Annotated in this window: 19 protein-coding genes and 3 tRNA genes; 9 read left to right on the top strand and 13 right to left on the bottom strand. The window is 42.6% G+C overall.

Features of this window, described 5'->3' with window-relative positions; translation table 11 throughout:
* The first annotated feature begins 67 nt into the window (after window positions 1–67).
* From AC59JT_RS11870 to AC59JT_RS11860, 3 genes are all read left to right on the top strand, one after another.
* Window positions 68–1549, top strand: a complete 1482-nt coding sequence (locus AC59JT_RS11870; RefSeq protein WP_497399026.1) for a hypothetical protein — start codon at window positions 68–70, stop codon at window positions 1547–1549.
* Between the two features lie 33 nt (window positions 1550–1582).
* Window positions 1583–2707, top strand: coding sequence for a PKD domain-containing protein (locus AC59JT_RS11865; RefSeq protein ID WP_497399024.1), 1125 nt, complete (start codon window positions 1583–1585; stop codon window positions 2705–2707).
* A 202-nt stretch (window positions 2708–2909) separates the two neighbouring features.
* Window positions 2910–4007 (top strand): PKD domain-containing protein, encoded by a 1098-nt coding sequence (locus AC59JT_RS11860; RefSeq protein ID WP_497399022.1) that lies wholly within the window; start codon window positions 2910–2912, stop codon window positions 4005–4007.
* 62 nt (window positions 4008–4069) lie between these two features.
* On the opposite strand, the gene AC59JT_RS11855 is transcribed toward AC59JT_RS11860, so the two are convergent.
* Window positions 4070–4348 carry a hypothetical protein gene (locus tag AC59JT_RS11855; RefSeq protein ID WP_497399020.1) on the bottom strand — a complete coding sequence of 93 codons (279 nt, stop codon included), beginning with the start codon at window positions 4346–4348 and terminating at the stop codon, window positions 4070–4072.
* Between the two features lie 85 nt (window positions 4349–4433).
* Between AC59JT_RS11855 and AC59JT_RS11850 the strand changes: the two genes are divergently transcribed.
* The 4 genes from AC59JT_RS11850 (at window position 4434) to AC59JT_RS11835 (ending at window position 11129) form a co-directional block, all read left to right on the top strand.
* Window positions 4434–5165, top strand: coding sequence for an ImuA family protein (locus tag AC59JT_RS11850; protein ID WP_497399018.1), 732 nt, complete (start codon window positions 4434–4436; stop codon window positions 5163–5165).
* A 2-nt stretch (window positions 5166–5167) separates the two neighbouring features.
* Complete coding sequence (locus AC59JT_RS11845) at window positions 5168–6673, top strand: Y-family DNA polymerase (RefSeq protein ID WP_497399016.1); 1506 nt, start codon at window positions 5168–5170, stop codon at window positions 6671–6673.
* Between the two features lie 6 nt (window positions 6674–6679).
* Complete coding sequence (locus AC59JT_RS11840) at window positions 6680–9895, top strand: error-prone DNA polymerase (RefSeq protein ID WP_497399014.1); 3216 nt, start codon at window positions 6680–6682, stop codon at window positions 9893–9895.
* Between the two features lie 82 nt (window positions 9896–9977).
* Window positions 9978–11129 (top strand): acetyltransferase domain-containing protein, encoded by a 1152-nt coding sequence (locus AC59JT_RS11835; protein ID WP_497399012.1) that lies wholly within the window; start codon window positions 9978–9980, stop codon window positions 11127–11129.
* Window positions 11130–11193: 64 nt separating this feature from the next.
* Here AC59JT_RS11835 and AC59JT_RS11830 read toward each other — a convergent pair whose 3' ends face one another.
* The 4 genes from AC59JT_RS11830 to AC59JT_RS11815 form a co-directional block, all read right to left on the bottom strand.
* Entirely contained in the window at window positions 11194–12177 is a 984-nt protein-coding gene (locus AC59JT_RS11830) for a glycoside hydrolase family 43 protein (protein ID WP_497399010.1), read from the bottom strand.
* 41 nt (window positions 12178–12218) lie between these two features.
* On the bottom strand, window positions 12219–13862 hold the full coding sequence (locus AC59JT_RS11825; RefSeq protein ID WP_497399008.1) for a carboxylesterase/lipase family protein: 1644 nt from the start codon (window positions 13860–13862) through the stop codon (window positions 12219–12221).
* 230 nt (window positions 13863–14092) lie between these two features.
* A tRNA-Lys gene (locus AC59JT_RS11820) sits at window positions 14093–14165 on the bottom strand.
* 110 nt (window positions 14166–14275) lie between these two features.
* Window positions 14276–15301, bottom strand: coding sequence for a WD40/YVTN/BNR-like repeat-containing protein (locus AC59JT_RS11815; RefSeq protein WP_497399006.1), 1026 nt, complete (start codon window positions 15299–15301; stop codon window positions 14276–14278).
* Between the two features lie 129 nt (window positions 15302–15430).
* On the opposite strand from AC59JT_RS11815, the gene AC59JT_RS11810 reads away from it, so the two are divergent.
* Together AC59JT_RS11810 and AC59JT_RS11805 are read left to right on the top strand one after the other, a co-directional pair.
* Window positions 15431–15514, top strand: a tRNA-Leu gene (locus AC59JT_RS11810).
* A gap of 53 nt (window positions 15515–15567) precedes the next feature.
* Window positions 15568–15651: transfer RNA gene (locus AC59JT_RS11805), tRNA-Leu, on the top strand.
* A gap of 8 nt (window positions 15652–15659) precedes the next feature.
* Here the strand turns inward: AC59JT_RS11805 and AC59JT_RS11800 are convergent.
* Genes AC59JT_RS11800 through AC59JT_RS11765 form a run of 8 tightly spaced genes read right to left on the bottom strand, consistent with a single transcriptional unit; the run spans window position 15660 to window position 21842 of the window.
* A complete protein-coding gene (locus AC59JT_RS11800) occupies window positions 15660–16235 on the bottom strand; it encodes a hypothetical protein (protein WP_497399005.1) in 576 nt (191 codons plus the stop codon).
* Window positions 16232–16780, bottom strand: coding sequence for a CHAP domain-containing protein (locus AC59JT_RS11795; RefSeq protein WP_497399003.1), 549 nt, complete (start codon window positions 16778–16780; stop codon window positions 16232–16234). The genes AC59JT_RS11800 and AC59JT_RS11795 overlap by 4 nt, the downstream gene beginning before the upstream one ends.
* On the bottom strand, window positions 16672–17055 hold the full coding sequence (locus AC59JT_RS11790; protein ID WP_497399001.1) for a hypothetical protein: 384 nt from the start codon (window positions 17053–17055) through the stop codon (window positions 16672–16674). Before AC59JT_RS11790 ends, AC59JT_RS11795 begins: the two co-directional genes overlap by 109 nt.
* Window positions 17052–17420, bottom strand: coding sequence for a hypothetical protein (locus AC59JT_RS11785; RefSeq protein WP_497398999.1), 369 nt, complete (start codon window positions 17418–17420; stop codon window positions 17052–17054). Before AC59JT_RS11785 ends, AC59JT_RS11790 begins: the two co-directional genes overlap by 4 nt.
* Window positions 17421–17475: 55 nt before the next feature.
* On the bottom strand, window positions 17476–18435 hold the full coding sequence (locus tag AC59JT_RS11780; RefSeq protein ID WP_497398997.1) for an acyltransferase family protein: 960 nt from the start codon (window positions 18433–18435) through the stop codon (window positions 17476–17478).
* 24 nt (window positions 18436–18459) lie between these two features.
* Window positions 18460–20166: a hypothetical protein gene (locus AC59JT_RS11775; RefSeq protein WP_497398995.1), complete on the bottom strand. Its 1707-nt coding sequence runs from the start codon at window positions 20164–20166 to the stop codon at window positions 18460–18462.
* Between the two features lie 37 nt (window positions 20167–20203).
* Window positions 20204–20635 (bottom strand): hypothetical protein, encoded by a 432-nt coding sequence (locus AC59JT_RS11770; protein WP_497398994.1) that lies wholly within the window; start codon window positions 20633–20635, stop codon window positions 20204–20206.
* A gap of 1 nt (window position 20636) precedes the next feature.
* Window positions 20637–21842 carry a hypothetical protein gene (locus AC59JT_RS11765; RefSeq protein ID WP_497398992.1) on the bottom strand — a complete coding sequence of 402 codons (1206 nt, stop codon included), beginning with the start codon at window positions 21840–21842 and terminating at the stop codon, window positions 20637–20639.
* Window positions 21843–21978: the final 136 nt, after the last annotated feature.

Genomic DNA, 21978 nt, shown 5'->3' with positions numbered 1-21978 from the left:
CAGGAGTATCACTATAAGGTTACTCCTGCATAATACCATATAAAATATTGATTAATCAAAATAAGATATGAAAAGAATTATTACTCAATTACAGCTGGGCTTATTGGCGATAGTTACAATAGCAGTTTCCTCCTGTAAAACAGAAAAACTTAACGAAGTTCTTTCTAAAGAAACGTTTGCTTCTGTTAGCTTATCGTTCGATAGTAAGTTAGAAATAGGCACTGGTGGGGGCGCATTTACCGTAGGTGGTGCCGATGTAACTGTACCTGTTACTTTAAATTTCTCAGCGCCTACAACCAGGGCGTTTACCGTTAATTTAGCTGCAGATGTTGATACCGTAGCTAAATTGATAACTGCGGGTACTTTACCTGCTACAACTGTTGCGTTTACAGCAGGGTCGGTAGGTGTGCCATCAACTATCAATGTTCCTATCGGTGTTAAAACATTTAGCTTTAACGCTACGCTTAGCCGCTCTATTATGGAGAAATTTTATGGTAAAAGCCTGGCTGCAGTAATTAAAATATCAAATCCCGCCAAAGGTAATACTATTTCAAGCGGCAAAAATGCGCTGATTGTGGTTGTAAGATCCGGTGAAGTGTTGGATGCAAGTACAATTCACGAAGTATCATTTGGTACGCCAAGCAGTTTGTTAAACATACCTACAGCTGGTTATTATGAGGTAGGTTCTGAAAATATTACCATTAACGTGCCTGTTAAAATGCAAGGCTCTGTAGGGCCTGAGTTTACAGTTAATGCTGAGCTTGCTCCTGATAGTGTAACCAAATACATTAATAATGGTACATTAACTAAATCAGTATTGTATGCTGGTAATAAAGTAGCTTTAACCAGCCCGTCAATTAAGTTTAATGCAGGTACAAATACCGCGTTATTATCTTTTACTACAAAAATTAATACATTATTAGCTGTTCAACCTGCTGGTGGCGTTGAAACTGTTGATATGCCTGTGGTAGCCTTTAAGCTTACAAATCCGTCTCAGTTCCAACTGTCTAAAACCAACACTACAGTATACGTAAGGCTTGATCCAAACTTCTTCAGACCATATTACAGCGTGCCATTTTTAATTAAAGGCACTATTGGTGTCGAGTCTGACATGATCTATGCAGCTTATTATGACTTTGGTGGCCAGGGCGTAGCCTATAATGACGATGGTTCGAAAAGTGGTGATGGTGCCTGGAGAGCTCCGGATAACGTTGACGTATCTGGCGACTCAACCCCAAGAACCATTGTAGGATGGACTGCCAACAACGAGTGGTTAACTTACACTGTCAATATTGAGCAAACCGGTACTTATGATATGACCATGTTCTTAGGCTCTGATAATGCCAACGGTAGGGCTAGCGTATTCCTTGATAACGTATTACTTAATACCGTTGAACAAATAAAGGGTATAAACACCGGTGCTTACGGTAACCAAAAGCCTGTTTTAACTTCGGGTATTAAATTAACTGCAGGTCGTCACATTCTAAAAGCATTCTGGAACGTAGGTGCGTTTGACTTTAGAGGTTTCGTATTTAAAAGAACTAGTTAATAATTTATTATAAAAAGTGATCATATTATAATTATGAAAAAATTATTGATACCAATTGTAATGTTGGGTTACATCGGCACCATAGTGTCATGTAAAAAACAGGAAGAGGCTGTAACACCTGATCCGGTTGTAAAAAACGCTTTGGCAAAGTATACCGCCACGGTAGATCCTACTGATGCGTTTACTTACAGCTTTAAAAATACATCAGAGGGTTATAAAAGATTAGAGTGGCGTTTTGGTGACGACACGCTAACCACAGTCACAGACCCGGTTCACACTTACTTAACAACGGGTAAATATACTGTTGACTTAAAGGCGTTTTCTGAAACGAATAACGAATCAAGAAGGTTTTTTGATATCAATATCCAGCCGGATACCGTTTTGAAAATTGTTCCTGAAAAAATAGCTGCTGTTCCGGGCCAGTCAAAGTATACTTTGGTAACCAAATTTCCTTTGGCATCAGCCGTTTGGACGTTTAAAGACGTAAACCCAAATAAAACCTTTACTACCAGTGGTGCTACTCCTCAGTTTGTTAACTACAGTTTAATACCTGATGATATCCATACAGTAACCGTTACTGCTAAATCAACTAAAGGTTCAACTGTAACTGTAACTAAACCCAATACTACAGCCGAAGGTTATGTTTTGGAAGTTACCCAGCAAAGAACCAGCGTAACTATTAATCCTGTAGGTGCTGATAACGCTTCAAGCTCAACCGAAAACTTTACCAAGTTATTTGATGGTAACAGGTTAACCAAAATGTACAAAGGTGGTTTCAGAGGTGCATTCGTGAACGTTCAGGGTTATTTTGAGCTAACTTTTGATACACCGCAAAAATGTATCTTCTACGCGATAGGTAACGCTAATGACTCGCCTGAACGTGACCCTAAATCATGGAACGTGAAAGGTTCATTAGACGGTGTTACCTGGACAACGCTTGATACCCGTACCATTGCTAAAAACTTCAAAGATCAGTGGTATGCAAAAGTTACCAACGCTACTGATAATGATAACGAAAACACCGGTTGGAAAAACCGTATCTGGTATTTCGGTATCAAAGATGGAGCTTTCTACAAATACTACAGATGGTATATTACCGATATCTGGAGTGGTGATAACTTCCAGGCTGGTGAGTTTAAATTGTACAAACAACAATAATAGCTTAGCTTAATTATAACAAAAAAGCCCCCAATTTGGGGGCTTTTTTGTTATGTAACACTTTTATATCAAAGCCCTAACCGCAGAAACAAATACAAAATTATATAGTTATGGTTAAGTCGTTGCCTTAATAATTCCCATTATTCAATAGGCCCGGCACAACAATCCTCCCTAAGTAATTAATCATCTTACCTATATAATTATGAAAAGAATAGTTAACTATTTGGCCATTGTGCTATGCATTGGCTTGTATGCATCCTGTAAACGCGAACAAATTGTACCCGATACCGAAGTGCCCGATGTAAACGCATTGGCCAGTTACTCTGCTACTGTCGATCCTGAAGACGCTTTTACTTACAGTTTTAAAAATACATCCGAAGATTATAAAAGGCTGGAATGGCGTTTTGGCGATGATACCCTAAGTACCGAAATTGACCCCGTGCATACCTATCTTGAAGCCGGAAAGTATACGGTAGATCTGAAAGCGTTTTCTGTAACAAATACCGAATCGCGCAGGTTTTATGATATTGATATCGTGCCGGATAGCATATTGAAAATAGTACCAACAAAAACAGGCGAAGGCAATGAGCTTAAATTAACATTGGTGCCAAGCTTCCCGCTGGCATCAGCCGTATGGACATTCAGGGACGTAAACCCTGGTAAAGTAGTTAACTCGGTGGAACCTCAGTTCTACACATTCCCGGATAACATCAGCACATTTACAGTAACCGCCAAATCAACTAAAGGCTCAACGGTAACTGTAACTAAAAACAACATTACTCCAGCAGGTTATGTAACCGAAATTACACAACAAAGGGCCAGCGTTGCAATTGTACCATCGGATGCTAATAACAGCTCAAGCACAACCGAAGACTTTACCAAAATATTTGATGGCAACAGGTTAACTAAAATGTTTAAAGGTAATTTCAGAAGCTATTTTCCTAATGTGTTTTTTGACATTACTTATGATACACCGCAAAAGTGCGTATACTATGCAGTAGGTAATGCTAACGACTCGCCGGAGCGTGACCCTAAAACGTGGAACATTCAAGGATCAAACGATGGGCTTGTTTGGACCACCCTTGCTACACACACAATTGCCAAAAACTTTCAGGACCAGGCCTATGATAAAGGATGGAACACTGATAATGATGACGAGATAACCGGATGGAAAAACCGTATATGGTATTTTAGCATTACCAACCCCGGTAGTTATAAAATTTACAGATGGCAAATTACCGATCTGTGGAATAGTAATGATTTTCAGGCAGGAGAGTTTAAATTGTTTAAGCAAGATTAGTATCATAACAAGGCCCCCAAATTTCGGGGGCCTTTGTTATAATATATTGTATAAGGTATAGGCTAAAGCGTTTCCTCGTAATTAATAATGAATTTGGCCAATTGCTCCTGCTCATCAATACTCAGGTGGGTGCCATCATATATCCAATAGCCTTGCACATCAAACAAAATACGGCCCATATACTCCGGGTTTTCTTCGTAAGCAGTAAAAAGTTCATAGCTGGTTACAGCAATAGTACTTTCAATATCCAACATAACACGTATCACCTCATCAGGGCCGTGTTTACGTTTAAGCCAGGCCTTGGCGTCATCAAGCAGTAGGGTGTGGGTAGTTTTCATCATAACAAAAGTGGAAAATTTTTTCTGAAAAATAATATAAAATGCTAAAAATATTAGCATAAATTTGTACTGTGTAATTAGCAAGTCAATGACGGAAGCCCGGAAAGATATCATAAGCCGTTTGCAGAAAGATATTTTGCAGTGGCAGGGCTTTGTGCCGCCGCCGGCAGATGCGGCTAAAGGTATGGGTTTAGGTCCGCTTGAGAAGGCTTTCCCTAATGGTGTATTCCCAACAGGTGTTATACACGAAATGCTATGCCCCACGTATGAAAATGCCGCCGCAACCAGTGGTTTAATGGCAGGTATAATGGCCACTTTAATGCGCAATGAAGGTAGCTGTTTATGGATAAGCACCTGCCGTAAACTTTTCCCGCCGGCATTGGCCACTTTTAATGTGCCGCCGGATAGGATCATATTTATTGATGTGCAAAAAGAGAAGGATGTATTATGGGCCATGGAGGAAGCATTGAAATGCGAAGGCCTGGCAGCTGTAATAGGCGAAGTAAAGGAATTGAGTTTCGCGCAATCGCGGCGTTTGCAATTAGCGGTGGAAAGTAGTAAGGTAACCGGCTTTTTGCTGCGTAATGATATAAAAAAGCTAAGCAGTACCACCTGTGTGGCTCGCTGGCAAATTACTTCATTACCCAGCCAGCTACCCGATGATATGCCTGGGGTAGGTTTTCCGCGTTGGCAGGTTGATCTGTTACGGGTACGTAACGGCAACCCCGGCAGTTGGCAACTGGAATGGGTAGCCGGCCGGTTTATACCGGTTATTGAAGAAGCACAAATTATACAACTGGATGAACGGAAGGCAGGGTAGGTATGCAGCGGAGATATATTTCATTATGGTTTCGTTATTTAACAACGGATAGGTTAACTCTTCGCCGGCCCGAGTTAAAGGAGATGCCTTTTATTTTGGTTGCATCTGTACGTAACCGAAACATTATTACAGCGGCAAATATGCTGGCCGAACAGCAGGGCATAAGCGTTGGTATGGCCGCTGCGGATGCCAAAGCCATGATACCTAACCTGGAGGTTATTGACGAAGTACCGGGGCAAGCCACCAAATTATTGAATGCATTGGGCGAGTGGTGCATTCGCTACACGCCATTAGTGGCCGTTAACGAGCCCGATGGCCTGCTGATGGATATAAGTGGTTGCGCGCACCTTTGGGGCGGCGAGCGGGCTTATTTAAAGGAAATAGTGACCCGCCTGCGCGGCAAAGGCTACCTGGTACGTGGCGCCATGGCCGATACCGTTGGCGCGGCATGGGCGGTAGCCCGTTTCGGACGTGTTAAGCCTATTATTGAGCCCGGCGCACAATGCGAGGCTTTATTAGATCTTCCGCCCCGCGCGTTGCGCCTGGACCCCGCCATATTAAGTAGCCTGCAAAAGTTGGGGTTTTATACCATACAAAGTTTTATGGGTATCCAGCGCTCGGCCATGCGCCGCAGGTTTGGAACCGAATTTTTGTTGCGGCTGGACCAGGCCCTGGGCAATACTACCGAAGCCTTACAACTGTTGCATCCTGTAGAAGCATACTCAGAACGCCTGCCGTGTTTAGAGCCTGTACGTACCGCTGTAGCTATCGAAATAGCCATCAGGGAACTACTCCGGATGCTTTGCAGGCGCATGGCCGGCGAAGGTAAAGGCGCGCAAAAGTTAGTGTTAAAATGTTACCGGGTTGATGGTAAAGTAATAGCTGTTGAGGTGGGGATCAATAATGCCACGCATCAAATTGAGCATTTATTTAAATTATTTGAGCTTAAAATAGCTACGATTGCTCCCGGGCTGGGTCTTGAGCTATTTGTTTTGGATGCTACTTTAGTGGAGGATGTAGAAGCCGACCAGGAAGCCCTATGGGCACCCGGCGAAGGTAAGCTAAGCGAAAGTGCCCTGGCCGAGTTACTGGACCGCCTGGCCAATAAAATAGGTATCCAAAGCATACACCGCTACCTGCCGCAGGAGCACTACTGGCCCGAGCGCTCTATCATACAAACGCTGTCCCTCAAAGATAAACCTACCACCACTTGGCGTACTGACAGGCAGCGCCCGTCTATTTTATTGCCCCGTGCCGAGCGGATAGAAGTTACTTCGCTTTTGCCCGATTATCCGCCGATGCTGTTCATCTACAAAAACAAAACCCACCAGGTAAAAAAAGCCGATGGCCCCGAACGTATTGAGCGTGAATGGTGGCTGGATGAAGGCGAGCACCGTGACTATTACCAGGTTGAAGATGAAAAAGGGCAACGCTACTGGGTGTTTCGTTCGGGGCACTATGATGGCGAGCATAACGGAAAATGGTTTATTCACGGGTTTTTTGCCTGACAACGTATGAGGTATGCAGAATTACAGGTAACCAGCAATTTTAGCTTCCTGCGTGGCGGTTCTGATCCGGAAGAACTGGTAAGGCAGGCCGCTGCACTTGGGTATACCGCCATAGCTATTACCGATCGGAATAGCGTAGCCGGGGTTGTACGTGCACATAAGCTGGCTAAAACCATCAACAATTTTAAATTTATCCCAGCCTGCCGGCTTGATCTGCTTGATGGGCCAAGTCTACTGGCTTATCCCGTAAATATTGCAGCATGGAGCCGATTGTCGGGCTTGTTAACCCTGGGCAACCTTCGTACAGAGAAAGGTCAATGCCATCTGTATAAAAAAGATGTATTTGACTATGCAGGCAATATCAGGTTTGTAGTTATCCCCCCTGATACACTAAATAGTTATTTTGATTTTGACGAAGAGTTTAAGCAGGCTATTAAAGAATATAAACAGCATTTAGGTAACGCGCTTTATGTAGCCGCCAGCCGCATGTATAATGGCGATGATGATAAACGCTTTCATCGTTTAAACAGGTTGGGCCTACCCATGGTGGCTACCAATGATGTTCATTATCACGATTTAGAGCGGCGCGAACTGCAGGATATAGTAACCTGCGTGCGCGAAAAATGTACCATTACCACAGCTGGCTATAAACTGCATGCCAATGCTGAGCGGCATTTAAAAAGCGTTGATGAGATGGATCGCTTATTTAGACTATACCCAGGGGCTATTGCTAACGCGATGGAGATAGCTGATGCCTGCGATTTTTCATTAGATACGCTGAAATACCTTGAGCCCGAATGGATAAGCCCGGATGGGCGCACGGCAGATGAGCACTTGGCAGAATTGACCTGGATAGGAGCTGAAAAAAGATTCCCGAAAGGTGTAAAAAAGAAAATAAAGAAGCAGATAGATTTTGAGCTTCGCTTTTTTAAACGACGGAAACTGGCCCCGTATTTTTTGAGGATATATGAATATACCCAAAAGGCCGAAGAGCTGGGTATATTGCACCAGGGGCGGGGTTCGGCAGCCAATTGTACGGTTTGTTTTTGTTTGGGGATAACGCCGGTAAACCCGGATAAACATAGGTTATTATTCTCCCGCTTCATGTCAGACGCACGGGATGAATGGCCCGATGTGGATGTTGACTTTGAGCATGAACGGCGCGAGGAGATCATCCAATGGATATACCAAACCTATGGCCGCGAACATGCCGCCATTGTAGCCACCGTAACGCAGGAGCGGCATAAAGGCGCTATACGCGATGTAGGCAAAGCTATGGGTTTATCAGAAGATACTATAAAACGCCTGGGCGCTACCATCTGGCATTTTACCGAAGAAGCTTTCGACCGCGAACGCATACTGGCGCAGGGCCTGAACCCCGAAGATCCGCATCTGCATAAAGTATTAAAAATTACCGAACAACTGATGGGCTTCCCGCGGCAGTTGGGGCAGCATACGGGTGGTTTTGTAATAACTCGTTGCAAACTATCAGACATTTGCCCCGTAATGAATGCCCGTATGGAAGACCGCACTCAACTGGAGTGGAATAAAGACGATCTGGAAGCACTTGGCATTTTAAAGGTAGATGTGCTGGCCCTGGGCATGTTAACCTGTATACGCAAGGCTTTTGACCTGATACGCCAACATTACGGCCTGAGCTATGACCTGGAAAGCGTACCGCAGGATGACCCGCTGGTTTATGATATGATATGCCGGGCAGATACGCTGGGCGTTTTCCAGATAGAAAGCCGCGCACAAATGTCTATGCTGCCGCGATTAAAGCCGCGCTGTTTTTATGACCTGGTGATAGAAGTGGCTATTGTAAGGCCCGGTCCAATACAGGGCGATATGGTACATCCGTATTTGCGCAGGCGTGATGGTATTGACCCGATAGAGTATCCGACAGAAGAATTGAGAGAAGTATTAAGCAGAACACTTGGTGTCCCTTTATTCCAGGAGCAGGCTATGGAAATAGCCATTGTAGCCGCCGATTTTACTCCCGCCGAGGCCGATCAGTTACGACGAAGTATGGCAACTTTTAAAGCCAAAGGTGAGGTTAGCGCATTCAAAAAAAAGTTGGTTGACGGAATGGTTACGAAAGGATATGAACCTGAGTATGCCGCCCGTGTGTTCAGGCAACTGGAAGGCTTTGGTAGCTACGGTTTCCCTGAAAGCCATGCGGCTAGTTTTGCGCATTTGGTTTATATATCATGTTGGATGAAGTACCATTATCCGGATGTATTTGCTACCTCATTGCTCAACAGCCAGCCTATGGGTTTTTATCAGCCCGCACAAATAGTGATAGATGCCGAAAAGCATGGCGTTATAATGCGCCCTGTTGATGTTAACTATTCCATTTGGGATAATACGATGGAAGAAAAAGAGGGTGAATATTGCGTAGTGCGATTGGGTTTTAGGCAGGTTAAAGGCTTGCACGAGGCAGATATACAGGCTTTGATAGCGGGTAGGGGCGAAGGCTATAATTCCATTCAGCAAATAAGCGATGCAGGGGCACAGCAAAGCGTTTTGGAGATTTTGGCGGATGCCGATGCTTTTAACTCCATGCAATTAGACAGGCGGAAGGCTTTGTGGGAGATACGCGCTTTGAGGGATAAACCAATAGGTGTGTTTAAAAGCCAACCATCCGAAAGTAGCAGGGAGACACAGATAAGCCTGCCATTTATGAGTCAGCCCGAGCATGTAGTGAATGATTATGCGGCCACAGGATTATCACTCAAAGCGCATCCGGTTAGCTTTGTGCGGGCACAGCTGGACATGTTGCGCGTAACCCCAAGCATCAAACTGCAGGACTGTAAGGATGGCGACCATATACGCGTGGCCGGCCTGGTTACCGTAAGACAGCGCCCGGGCACAGCCAAAGGCGTTGTTTTTATTACGGTTGAAGATGAAACCAGTTTTGCCAACCTGGTAGTTTGGGAGAGCCTATTTGATAAGTATCGCAAAGAGATCATACAATCGCGTCTGTTAATGGTTGAAGGAAAGCTGCAGATAGAGGGGCAGGTGATACATGTGGTTGTAAAACGCTGCTTTAATTTGAACAGCCTGCTATCCAAACTAACCACGATAGAAATCCCGGATCAGCCCGTACTTACCCTGTCACGCGCCGATGAAACTACGGCACCTGTGCATGGCAGCAACAAAGGCGAGCAGCAGGTAAACAAGCAAAAAGAGGTATTCCATAAGGGACGCAATTTTATGTAAATGGTTTTGCAGCAGCGAAGCGATATTTTAAAAGGTTTTTCTTAATTTGGATAAGCTATAAACCAAATAAACGGCTAGTATAATGAAAGAACGTATACACAGCATTGATATCGTACGCGGCCTGATCATGGTGATCATGACGCTTGACCACACCCGCGATTTTTTGCACCTGCCCGGCGCTAATCCGCTGGATATGCAGAATACTACGCCAATTTTGTTTTTTACCCGGTGGATAACGCATTACTGTGCGCCAACCTTTGTGTTTTTAAGCGGTGTATCCGCCTACCTTGCCGGTCAGCGCCGAACGAAGCAGGAGTTAAGTGCATTTTTATTGAAAAGGGGGTTGTGGCTCATCGCGTCGGATCTATTGATCATCAGCCTGCTGTTCAGCTTTGATCTGCAATATCACATCCTGGTGCTGGAAGTATTGTGGGCTATTGGTTTCGGTATGATCATACTGTCGTTACTGGTACGGGCACGTGTGAGTGTAATAGCCACTATTGGGTTAATTATTATTTTCGGGCATAACCTGCTGGCCTATGTAAGGTTCCCGCAAGATGGCTGGTTGGGGTACATACCCGGGGCTTTGTTGACGAACCCTGCCACGTTTATTCCGCTTAACACAACGCACTCTATCATCGTACTATATGCCGCTATCCCATGGACCGGCGCCTTATTACTGGGCTATGCTTTCGGCACACTTTACAAAGCCGATGCCCAAAAACGACAATTGATCTTGCTAAGGGCCGGCCTTGCATTCATTGTTTTGTTCATCGTATTACGTGCCATAAATCAATACGGCGATCCATCGCATTGGGCCGTGCAGCGTAATACCGTATATACCTTCTTATCTTTCCTCAACGCCAGTAAACAAACGCCTTCGCTCATCTTCTTTTGTATGACGCTGGGGCCAATGCTGCTTTTACTATCACTTGCCGAACGCATGAGCAATAAAATGACAGCGTTTTTCCGCGTGTATGGTAATGTGCCTTATTTTTATTTTATAGTGCACCTGTTTGTACTGCGGGTAATTAATGTGGTACTGATACTGATCATGGGCTTGCCTTTAAAATCCGACGGTTCGCCCATAGTATGGCAGGTTGCGGGATTCGGCAGGCCGCTGTGGGAGGTTTATTTGCTTTGGATAGGTGTAGTGGCCGCGTTATATTTTGTGTGTCGATGGTATGGCAATTATAAACGTACGCACCAACATTGGTGGTTATCATACATTTAAAAAACGTCATAAAAAAAGCCCCTCTAATAAATTTAAAGGGGCTTTTGGTTTATAGGGATATTTTTTATTTGTCTGCCATTACAGGTATAATAACTTCATTGCCTTTTACACTGAAGTTGTAGATACCGGCTTTCTCGTCCCATTCTTTCACAACCGGTACAATACGGGTACGGCGTGGGCTAACTCTATCTGCCGAGTTATGAATGTGATAAACATAATATAACTGGCCTTTAGGTCCTTCAAACAAGTCGCCGTGACCAGATCCGTTTTCACCTACAATAGAGCGGTGAAGTATCGGGTTATTTTTAGCTTTTGTCCATGGGCCATATGGCGAATCAGCAGTCGCGTAGCCGATAGCATAATCAATATTCTGGAAGTGGTTGGCTGAATAAAACATGTAATATTTGTTTTTCAGCTTAATAACAGTAGGACCTTCCATTATTGGTGATGATTTGAAGTTAGGCGTAGCTTCCCATGGTTCGGTTTGGCCGAAGCATTGTTTTTTGGTTTCGGGCTTTATTTTGCCGGTTTTCATATCAAACTCGGCCACCCAAATGTAATTGCCTTTGTTAAAGCGTACACAATACAGGTAGTGTTTACCATCAGTATCTTTAAAAATGTACGAGTCGATATTTTTCTCAGACGGATCGATAGGGCCAACCTCTTTTTGACGGTATGGACCGAATAGTGATTTTGATTCAGCTAATACAGTTTGCTCATCAGCAGTATAGGTTATGTAATAAGTACCGTTTTCTTTCCATATCTGCGGAGCCCAAAAACCTTTAGTACCAAAGGTTTGGTCGCCACGCGTAAGGATCATGCCTGTAGAATCCTTCGCTTTTGCCGGTACAGACCAGGTTTTCAGATCCTTTGATTCCAGAAACGCAAAGCCTTGTGGACCGCCGCCGCCACCTTTTGAACCGGTAAGATAGTATTTGCCACCTTCGGAATATATGGTTACGTCAGCAAAAAATATTTGCTTCTTTTCCTGTGCTGTTGCCTGCAATGCCGTAAACGCCAGCATGCAATAAATAAAAATAGATCTCATTTTTTTAGGGTTTATTATTAGTGTTTTTGTCATTCGTTTTTTTAAATGTATTTTCTTGCGTCTCCGTCCGGGTCGTTTTTGGCTTCAGGATTATCGGTAATCACCATAGTTTCGCCTTTGGCGCTGGTATAACGCGGCCATTCAGGCAAACCGCCTCCGTTAGGGTCGCCGGTTTTCATAAACTGAATGAGTGCGCCCGCCATTTTATCAGCGAGTTTGCGTGGCCGCGAACCGCCGCCGGTGTGCGTATACATCCTATCAGTATTATAAAGCCAGAACGATATATCAATGCAATGAAAAGCTTTAAGCCTGTTATCCAGCAACGGTGGCTGCCAGCCAAACCAGGCCACATACAAACCCGCCTTTTGCCTGCATTTTACATTGGCCAAATTTAAATTTCTTTTCCGGTTACTGATGATCAATGACCAAATATCACTTGGCTTTAAACCAGGGAAAGTAGCGGCATAAGCATCCACTATCTGATCTGTTTTTTCTTTATATTCTTCTTTAAGGTTTTTTTTAACACCATCTAAAGTAACATCCTCTATCGAAGCATCATTTTTACTTGGCGAATATTCCTGAAAAACAGAACAAGCGATCATCGGTATATCGTTCGCTAGCGGGGTAGGGTCCGGATCATAGGGATGAGCGGGAATATCTGCGCCATCAACTACTGGAGCCCAGCCTGTTTTATTTTTATAGCCACTTTTCTTTAGCTCATCGGTGTAAGCTTTAACCACCCGGTCGGCAATCTCCAGGTATTCTCTCCACGGCATCGCCTGTAGTTCCTGCATGGTTTTTACGCCAGCTTCTTTAAATACCCGTTCGCCTATAGCTACAGAGATATCTTTATCTAATACACGATTGGTTGCCCCGCTCAATACCACAGCTTTGTGAAAAAGCCCTTTTGCCGATGGCATAGCCGTTAAAGTACAAACCTTCTGCCCGCCACCGGATTGGCCCATGATGGTTACATTATTAGGGTCGCCACCAAAGTTGGTAATATTATCCTTGACCCATTCCAAAGCCGCCACACAATCCAATATACCTACATTACCTGATTGATTAAATTTAGCATCGACCGACGAGAAGTTAGCGAAGCCGAAAGCATTCAGGCGATGGTTGATAGAGCAGAATACAATATCACCTTTACGCGCAAGATTTTCACCATGGTAAGTCATTTGTTCAATGGCGTTGCCATTAGAGAAACCACCACCGTGCAGCCAAAATAGTACCGGTCTTTTTTTATTATCAAGCGCGGGCGACCATACATTTATGCTCAGACAATTTTCGCTTATCTCATCATAATGCCATTGATCAACAAAGGCATTTACTTTTTTATTGAACCTGTCGCCAATATTTTGCGCGGCAGAATTACCCCACCATAAGGCCTGAAAGGTTTCAGTCCATGGTTTAGGCGGCTGTGGTGGCATAAACCTGTTTTCGCCGGAGGTATCTGCACCATAAGGTATCCCTAAAAAAGTGTTGATACCTTTAAAAACATAGCCCTGTACTTTGCCATATTTGGTATCAACATGAGCATGATCTTTTCCGACCAATAAAAACTGATCATCTTCGTCGCCGTCGCTTTTCGAATTACATGAAGAGATAGCAGCAGCACCGAGTCCAAATCCGGCTATGCCAATACCGGTTGCCTGGATAAACTTACGCCTGGTAGTTTCCATTTTTTTAGGGTTTGAATAGTTATTAAACTAAACAGTTTATAGTTGGTAGTACAATATTAAAGGGAACGATGACGCTATTATTGCTGCATTTTGTCTGATTGTGACTATATTATGCTATATTCTGGAAATAAGTTTCAAGAAGGATAACAGCAAGCAAAAATCTTAAAAACAAAAAAAGGCGCTTTTCGGCGCCTTTTGACTTATCAGTAACGTCGTTGGAGACATTTTTGTGATCCCGCTGGGACTCGAACCCAGGACCCCAACATTAAAAGTGTTATGCTCTACCGGCTGAGCTACGGAATCATTAACCGTTTCCGATTAAAGTGGTGCAAATATAGAGTTTATTGGCTTTGTGTGCAAACCCTATTTTAAATTATTTTTAAATTAAAAATAAGCCCTTCATTGCCAGCTAACTAATTTTTAAAAATAGCTATCCGGCCACCATCGCCAGCTAATAATACCAGGTTTCCGACCTTCGCCTTACGGCAAACGTTGAAACTGGTGCTGTCAATTTGTTGCCAAGTATGACCATTATCAAGTGTAATATTGCTTCCTGAGGTGCCTGTTGAAAGGAAAGTTTTGCCAATAATACCTTCAACACACGATTGATAACCGGCCGGTCCTTTGTTAGTAACGCCTAAGCCATTTTTAGTGCCAGCTAAAATAGGGTCAAAAAAACAAGCTACACTGTCAACGCTTTTGTCTTTTGAATAATCGCCACCAACAAAAATGAAGCCCTGTTGATCTGTTGAAAAAGCACCCTCACTACTTTTTCCATGTTTAATCGGCAAAAAGTACGTTGCCCATTCTTTGTACGGCTTAGTGATCGAGAAACTCCGAGCAACTTTACCGCCGGTTACAATAGTCACTATCCCAGTTTCATCAACCCGCAAGCACGTACCGCTTGCAGCAAATGCGGCTTCGCCGGGTAAAGCCGGAGGCTGATTTTTTACCATCGCCCAAGTATCTCCGCCATTTTTGGTTTCTAACAAAACAAATTTTCCATCAATTGGGTCGCCCAAAATAAAGCCATGCTTTTTGTTAGCAAAATCCATTGCATCTAAGAAGTAAGCAGTATCTGCGTTATGGTATTTAACCTGCCAGTTTAAGCCCCCATCAACAGTCTTTAGGATCAAGGCAGGCGTACCCGAACTCATAATAATAGCCTCCTTGTCAGAAAAAGCCTCGATATCTCTAAAGTCGGCTTTTTCAAAACCTTTAACCTGCTGCCATGTCCAGGTTTTGCCGCCGTCTATAGTTAGTGCAGTTTGCCCTTTGCTGCTACTTACCCAAGCTACTTTATTGTTAACAACAGAAAGCCCGCGAATACTAACAGCCTTACCCTGTTCAACCAGCTGAATTTGTTGCGCTTTTACAATCAAAGTGTTTAGTAGTAAAAATGCTGTGAAACAATAGGTTATTAGCGATGGTTTTTTCATGTATGCAAATGTGTTTATCGAAATTAATACATCAATAATAATAACCCACACATTTTATACATTTATTTAGGTTGCATTGATCAGAAAAATTATATTTGCATCCCATTTGTGAGCAATAGCTTGCAAAATGCCCGGATGGCGAAATTGGTAAACGTTGCGGTCTCAGAAGCCGTTGAGAATTGTCTCTTGAGAGTTCGAGTCTCTCTTCGGGCACATCCATTTAAAAAGGCTTAAGTTTTCACTTAGGCCTTTTTAATATATTAAAAGCCCGGGTGGCGAAATTGGTAGACGCACCATCTTGAGGGGGTGGCATTCGTAAGGATGTACGAGTTCGAATCTCGTTCCGGGCACTTCTCAACTATCCTTTCTGTAGTGTTCTGAACGTGTAAATAACGATTGCTGTCAGCAGGCCTACTAACAACAGGATCATTAACGTTTTTTTCAACTCAGCACTTACCGAAACCGGCTCAACCACTTTTGTTTCGAAGACTGATAAAGAATCCAGTTTTGAGTCTGTTTTCAGGTTTGTCTTTGATTTAACATCTTCCGTTTTCCTGATATCGTTAAAGCCGGCTATAGTTTCATCAACTTTGATATGAATGGGTTTTAGCTTTGATGTCACTCTGGCCTTAACTATACCGTTTGAATCACTAATGAGGTTAAGACTTAGCTTATCATTTTCATAATAAAGATATGGCTGTTTTCGGCTATCAATAATACCGGCCAGGGTATCGCCGCCAAACAAAAATGTTGTGTCGTACCGCTTGGTTTTTATAGTAGTGCTTTTATCAATCAGCGTAGCTGAAGTATTTGAAACGATATTTAGTAATTGGGTTGAAACAGCAGATAATGAGCTTTTAGTACCGGTGTAATTTTTTTTAGCGCAGCCGAAAAGTATTGCTACTGCTAAGAGTATTATTAATAGATTTTTCATTTTATAAATCGGGCAACGGCATATATCTGCCGGGTTAATCTTATTTTTCTATATACGCCATCACCTTCACGACTGCCAGCTTCGTTAGTATTACCCTCAACAGTGACAATACTTTTGGTTCCCCAATTCTCAACAAAGCCTACGTGCGCTATCCGTCCCTTTTCAGGAAAGTAAATGCCGAACACATCGCCTTGCAAAGGAGTTATGTTTGCTTTTTTATCACGTTTGTAAACGGTATTGGTTGCCGAAAATAAATTTGGACAGTAGCCGCTGCGAGGGTTTTTAATATTGTTTTGGCCTAGCACCCAGCACACAAAGGCGGCGCACCAGGGATTACCTTTTGATAGGGCAACATATTTTAGGTAGGTTTCTACAGCGTCGCCGTCATTATTGCCGGTTAGTTCGCGTATGCCGATTTGCGATGCGTAGGTTTGCTTTACCGCATTGCGGAAATGGTTGTTGCTCCCGGTACTGTTTGGTTGAGCATAACCAGGGAAAGCAGTAAAAAACAGTAAAATAAAAGGCCAATACAAATTTTTTGCCATGGGAGTAAAGATTTAAAATCGGTTTCAAATTCGGTTTCGAAATAAGCGCGAAGCGATGGCCAGATAAGCTTCAATATCATCCAGGTAACCGACTGAAAAATGCAGAGGCTAATGATAGAGGTAATATTGATCTGTAATACGCCAATATCAAATACACCCGCAGTAGGATCAAAAATCCTTAATAGCATTGGCGAAATGATAAATAACAACAGCGCTGCCAGCAGCAGCAAATACTCGGTGTGTGCAAGTAGTATGCTTTTTAATTTATTGATCATGATTGTGTTTGAAATTTAAATTGTAGTTCTTTTAAAAGCTCTTCAGTTTCTTTCAGCGCTTTTTCCAGGCTTTTGATCTTGTTGATGTATTCGCGCTCACGTGAATGCGCATTTTTGATGATCTTGAGATACTCACTTTCTTTTTTCTGGAGAGTAAGGATCTGTTCGGCCTGGTTTTTTAGTTGGTCGCCTTGCAGGTTGAGCTGAGCTCGCAGGTCGCCCAGCATGGTGCTGTATATTTCGGTGTTGAAAAGGGTTGTTTCGGCTTGGTTTTTTTTGCGCAGAGCTAAAGCGGTTATAAGCACACCGAAGCCTGCGGACGTGATTGCCGAAACTATTGTGGTTGCAATGGTTTCTGATGGCATGGGGGAGTGGGTGAAGCCTTAAACTTCGAGCAAGATTGTTAATAATTATATAGCCTCACCGGCTTTTGTAATTGATTTTTGAACTTAAGTCAACCGATTTTTTTTCAATAAAAATATAAAGTAACCATGCAAAAAATATAGAAAGTAGTATTCCAAATATTACTCGCGCTTGATCATGTTCTCCAATCAAAGGAAAGTGCCTAGATATTCTTACTCCTGCTCTACCAATATCCCAATGAGTGAGATATAACGAATAGCTCACGGTTCCAAGGAAAAATAAAGGGTTGTTAAGTTTTATTTTCTTTAAAAAATTGGCATACAAAATAAACAAAACAGCAAGTGCAGAAGAAGCAGAATGAGCCACTCCTAAATTGAAAGTTATTATTGCCAACAATGCTATTGTGACTGGCCAGAATAACCATGATTTTAGGTTTGTAAATTTTCTATTGAAAGTTAGTAAGCCTAAACCGAAGATGGGCATCCATGCTGTTATAAATTGTTGCTGTTTTAAATATAAAGATAATAGCGATAAAATTGTGATTGACAGTACGGCTTTGAGATTTGACTTTAAGAAATAAGGATATAATAAACCGATAATTATATAAAATTGGAATTCAATAGCGAGAGTCCAAAAAACCGCAGAATTAAATGGCAAACTTATGATATCGTTTATTAGAAATAAATGTGCTAATATAGCACTTACTGGTATTAATTCCCGATTGGTAATAATAGTTAATACTATACCTAATATTAGCGCTACAAGGTAAGCTGGGTATATTCTTATAATTCGTTTTAAGAGAAAAGTTCCATAATTTTTAATAGTATAATCTCTTTTATATAAACTGTAAGGAAGAACAAAGCCACTGATAACAAAGAAAATCTCCACGCCAGTCCAACCGTATTTAGCGTAGTCAAAAGAAGTGTTAGATAATCCAGAACTTTTGGCTAAATGAAAAACGGTTACTATCAATGCCGCAATGCCTCGAAGAATATCAATATGCTTAAATCGATTCATAAGTTAAAGGTATGATTTATATCTTTAAGGATTGGACAATGCAAAACCATTAGTATCTAGGAGTGCAGGGGTATTTAAATTGTAAGTGTTTAATACAGACACATCGCCCATTAACCGCTTGATACCTCCGCTGCTTAGTATCAAATTCCAATAGATGCCTGAAGTAACATCTTGATTTCCATTCAAATTATAGGAAAATGTATTTGATGATGTGTGGCAATCTAGGTGTCCCATTTGCATCGGTTGTATGTTATTATTGTAGTGAACCACTCCACGACTGACAAATGATGATGAACTGACAGTTCCATCCAAAGTTCCATTAAAAATAGTTTTTTGCCCATCAGAAATTTTGACTACGCTAATATTACCTTCTATAATAACGTTTGAATTAAAGGTTATATCATTTCCAGAGCTAGAGGTTATTGTTTGGTTGTTGGAAGTGAATCTGATTCCTCCATTTCCGAAATCGAGAGAACCGTTAGAAAAGTTTAATCCATTTTTAATTTCAACGGCGGGATTACCAATACTAAAATCAGAACCGTGTGCGCCAGTGGTCACGTTAAGCGTACCTCCGAAGGTTAAAACTCCCGCGCCAGATTTTTTTAGACCACCACCAGAGGCTGTGATATTTGAAACACCATTGACTATTAAATTATAGTTAGATAATTCCAACACGGTTGCTTGAACTGTGAGATTGCCGTTTAATGTAATATTTCCTGAAATCGTTTTAGTACCTCCTCCCTTTATTATCAAATTCTCGTAGGTTGTGTATGGTAAGGTATAAGAACCAAGAATGTTATATGAAATAGTTGAATTAGATGAATTACGATAGTTGAAAATACCGACAGGCATTTGAGTATCCGAACTATTAAATTGCATGTAACCGTTATTATTGAATGTACTTGACGAAGTTGTGCCATTTAAATTGGATGTTAAAGATAAAAGTCCGCTCGCACCATTGGTTACTGTTATATCTCCAGTAATAATTATATTTTTTACTAATAAGTCAGCATCATTAATTAACAGGGACTGGTTGTTTGTTGTAAAATTAATTGTGCTGTTCGCCCAATTAACCCCTACAGATGCTACAGTAATTCCATTTCTCAACTCTACACTTGCTGAACCTATAATATCTAACGAGGTTCCACCACCGGATGCGTTTACGCTGCCAATGCACGAAATAGAATAGTTAGAAATAATTGAAGCGTTTCTTACTGTGGCGGTGATCGTACCCATTATCGAGACATCGTAACTGACTGTGTCAAGAGCAGCCCCAATCCTTAAATTTCCTAAAATTGTTAAATTGGAACTCAAATATTTATAAGATTTGTAATCGCCATACAAGTTTAGATTGAAATAAGTTAAGGGCATTATATTTTGCGACATGGAACTATTGTATTGAATAGTTCCCGTCGAGCCGGGTAGATAATTTCTTATGAAGTTGTTAAAGCCATTCAATATAATAGTACTACTAAAGGCACTTTGGTCTATTGTTCCAACTACTTGTAGATTTCCATTCAAAATCAAAGAAACTTGATTTAATTTAAGAGTCTCAGAGACATACAAATTGTTTAACGTTACAGAAGTATTCACTGTAATCGTGTTTGTGACATACACCGTATCCCCATTCTGCGGATACAAATACTTTTTCTTCCCATTACTCATCCAAACCGTCGGATCCGTCCAATTCCCATCCTTCACCGAATACCAAACATTGCCTTTTCTCAGCATTGACAAATTGAAAGGTGATGTAGATACAGCCTGCATTTTAAAAACTCCTTAACTTAGTTGTGATGTGAAAATCGCCGGCCAGGGCGCTTGTGTTTCTAATATAAATTGATACGCCGTTTTCTAATGTTAAAACTCGATTTCCGGCAAGGTCCAGGTCGAACAGGGAAGGGGCTAATGATGCCAGCGACGCAAGCGCGGTGGAACCATTATTTCCTGAGTTTGCTGGTATTACCACCTGCACTCGGGCATTTTCAGCTGTCCCATTGGATCCTGTGGCACACACTATAATATCAAAGTTGCGTGCAGATGCATCTTTGCTTCTGAATAATACGTCCAGAACAATGCTGGCGTGTGCGCCACCTGTAACAATTAAAGTATCGGTATTTATTGATAAGCCTGAAGTTAGCTTTACGGCCGGGTAGGTGCCCGTTAGGGTTGCGAAAGATAGTTGATTTGATGAACTGTCCATTTTATAAAACTGATTGATAAAAATTATAAGATATGTTACTTGAAGAATCGCCACCACCCACAGGAGGATCAACCCAGCCAACGTTGTTATCCGTACCGTTCACCTTAGCCAATACTTGCCCCGTTGTGCCGCCGGTGGGTACCACTTTGCCAGATAAGGCACTGATAAGGTCATTCAAAACCTTACCCTGCCGGGCATCTAAAGCTTTGCCTGATGTTGCACGGTCAAGCGCGTTATAAACATCACTGGTGTTCAGCTTGTTGGCAGTAAGGGCGGTGAGTACACTTTCATCGGCCTTGATGGCGTCGGCTAGTTCTTTGATAGTATCCAGGTCTATGTCATCGCCATTAATGAAAGCTTGTAAGCCTTCAATCTGCGCTTGCAGGTCTTCATCTGCCGCAGATCTTGCCGCTGCTTCGTTGCTTACTAACGTGCTTGTTTTTTGACTGCTGTAAACTTTAGTTAGCGATGCCGTGCTGTCGTCAATTGTAAGCGGCGTGGTCCAGCTTACATCGTAATCATTATTGCTGGCTTTGGTAAGTACCTGGCCGGTTGTTCCGCCGGGCTCAATGCCCAGGCCTATCAGCGAAACACCTTCGCCCCATACACCGGCTGTTTTTGGGCCGTATAACGTGTAGCTTATTGTATTCAGGTAAAAATCGCCGTTTACCCCAGTACCGCTATTTGAGGGTATTGACGTGCCGCTTAATATGCTGAAGCCATTAGTTCCGTTGCTGCCATTAGTGCCTGAGGTTCCTTGTGGCCCTTGCGGACCGGTTTGCATAGAGAATACCTGAGCCCAGGTTCCCGATGCCTTTTTATAAAACACACCGGTACCAGTGTTAATGTAAGTGTCGTTATCGGCACCCGTGCCGCTTCCAGGCACACCCAGCCCATACAATACAGTGCCGTCAGTAAGGCCATTAGAAGCGGGCAAGCTGTAAACGATAGTCCACACGCCGGCTGTTTTCTGGGCAAATGCGCCGGAATTGGTTTTTATAAATACATCTCCGTTTTTGCCTACCGTGTTGGCCGGCAGTGTGGTGCCGAAAGAAATATTAGCACCCACACTCAAACTTGATGCAATAAGCTGCAGCAAGCCTGTAAACGTGTACTGATAATTAGTACCGCCGCTTACTAGTATGGACACATCGCTTAAGTTAACCGCCGACGCTACGGGCAATTCGGTTATTTTTTTATCAGACATTGATCATTTCGATTAAGGGTGAATAATTAGTTTGATCGTACTTGCCGGGATAATTAAAGCCGGTTTTATCAACCCCTCGAATACGCGGACCTGCCTGGCGGGCGCTTTTGCTTTTACCGTCATATTGCCACAATGG

The sequence above is a fragment of the Mucilaginibacter sp. A3364 genome (assembly GCF_059690715.1).
The sequence above is the reverse complement of the archived record's forward strand: the minus strand, read 5'-3'. Positions and strand labels throughout refer to the sequence as shown.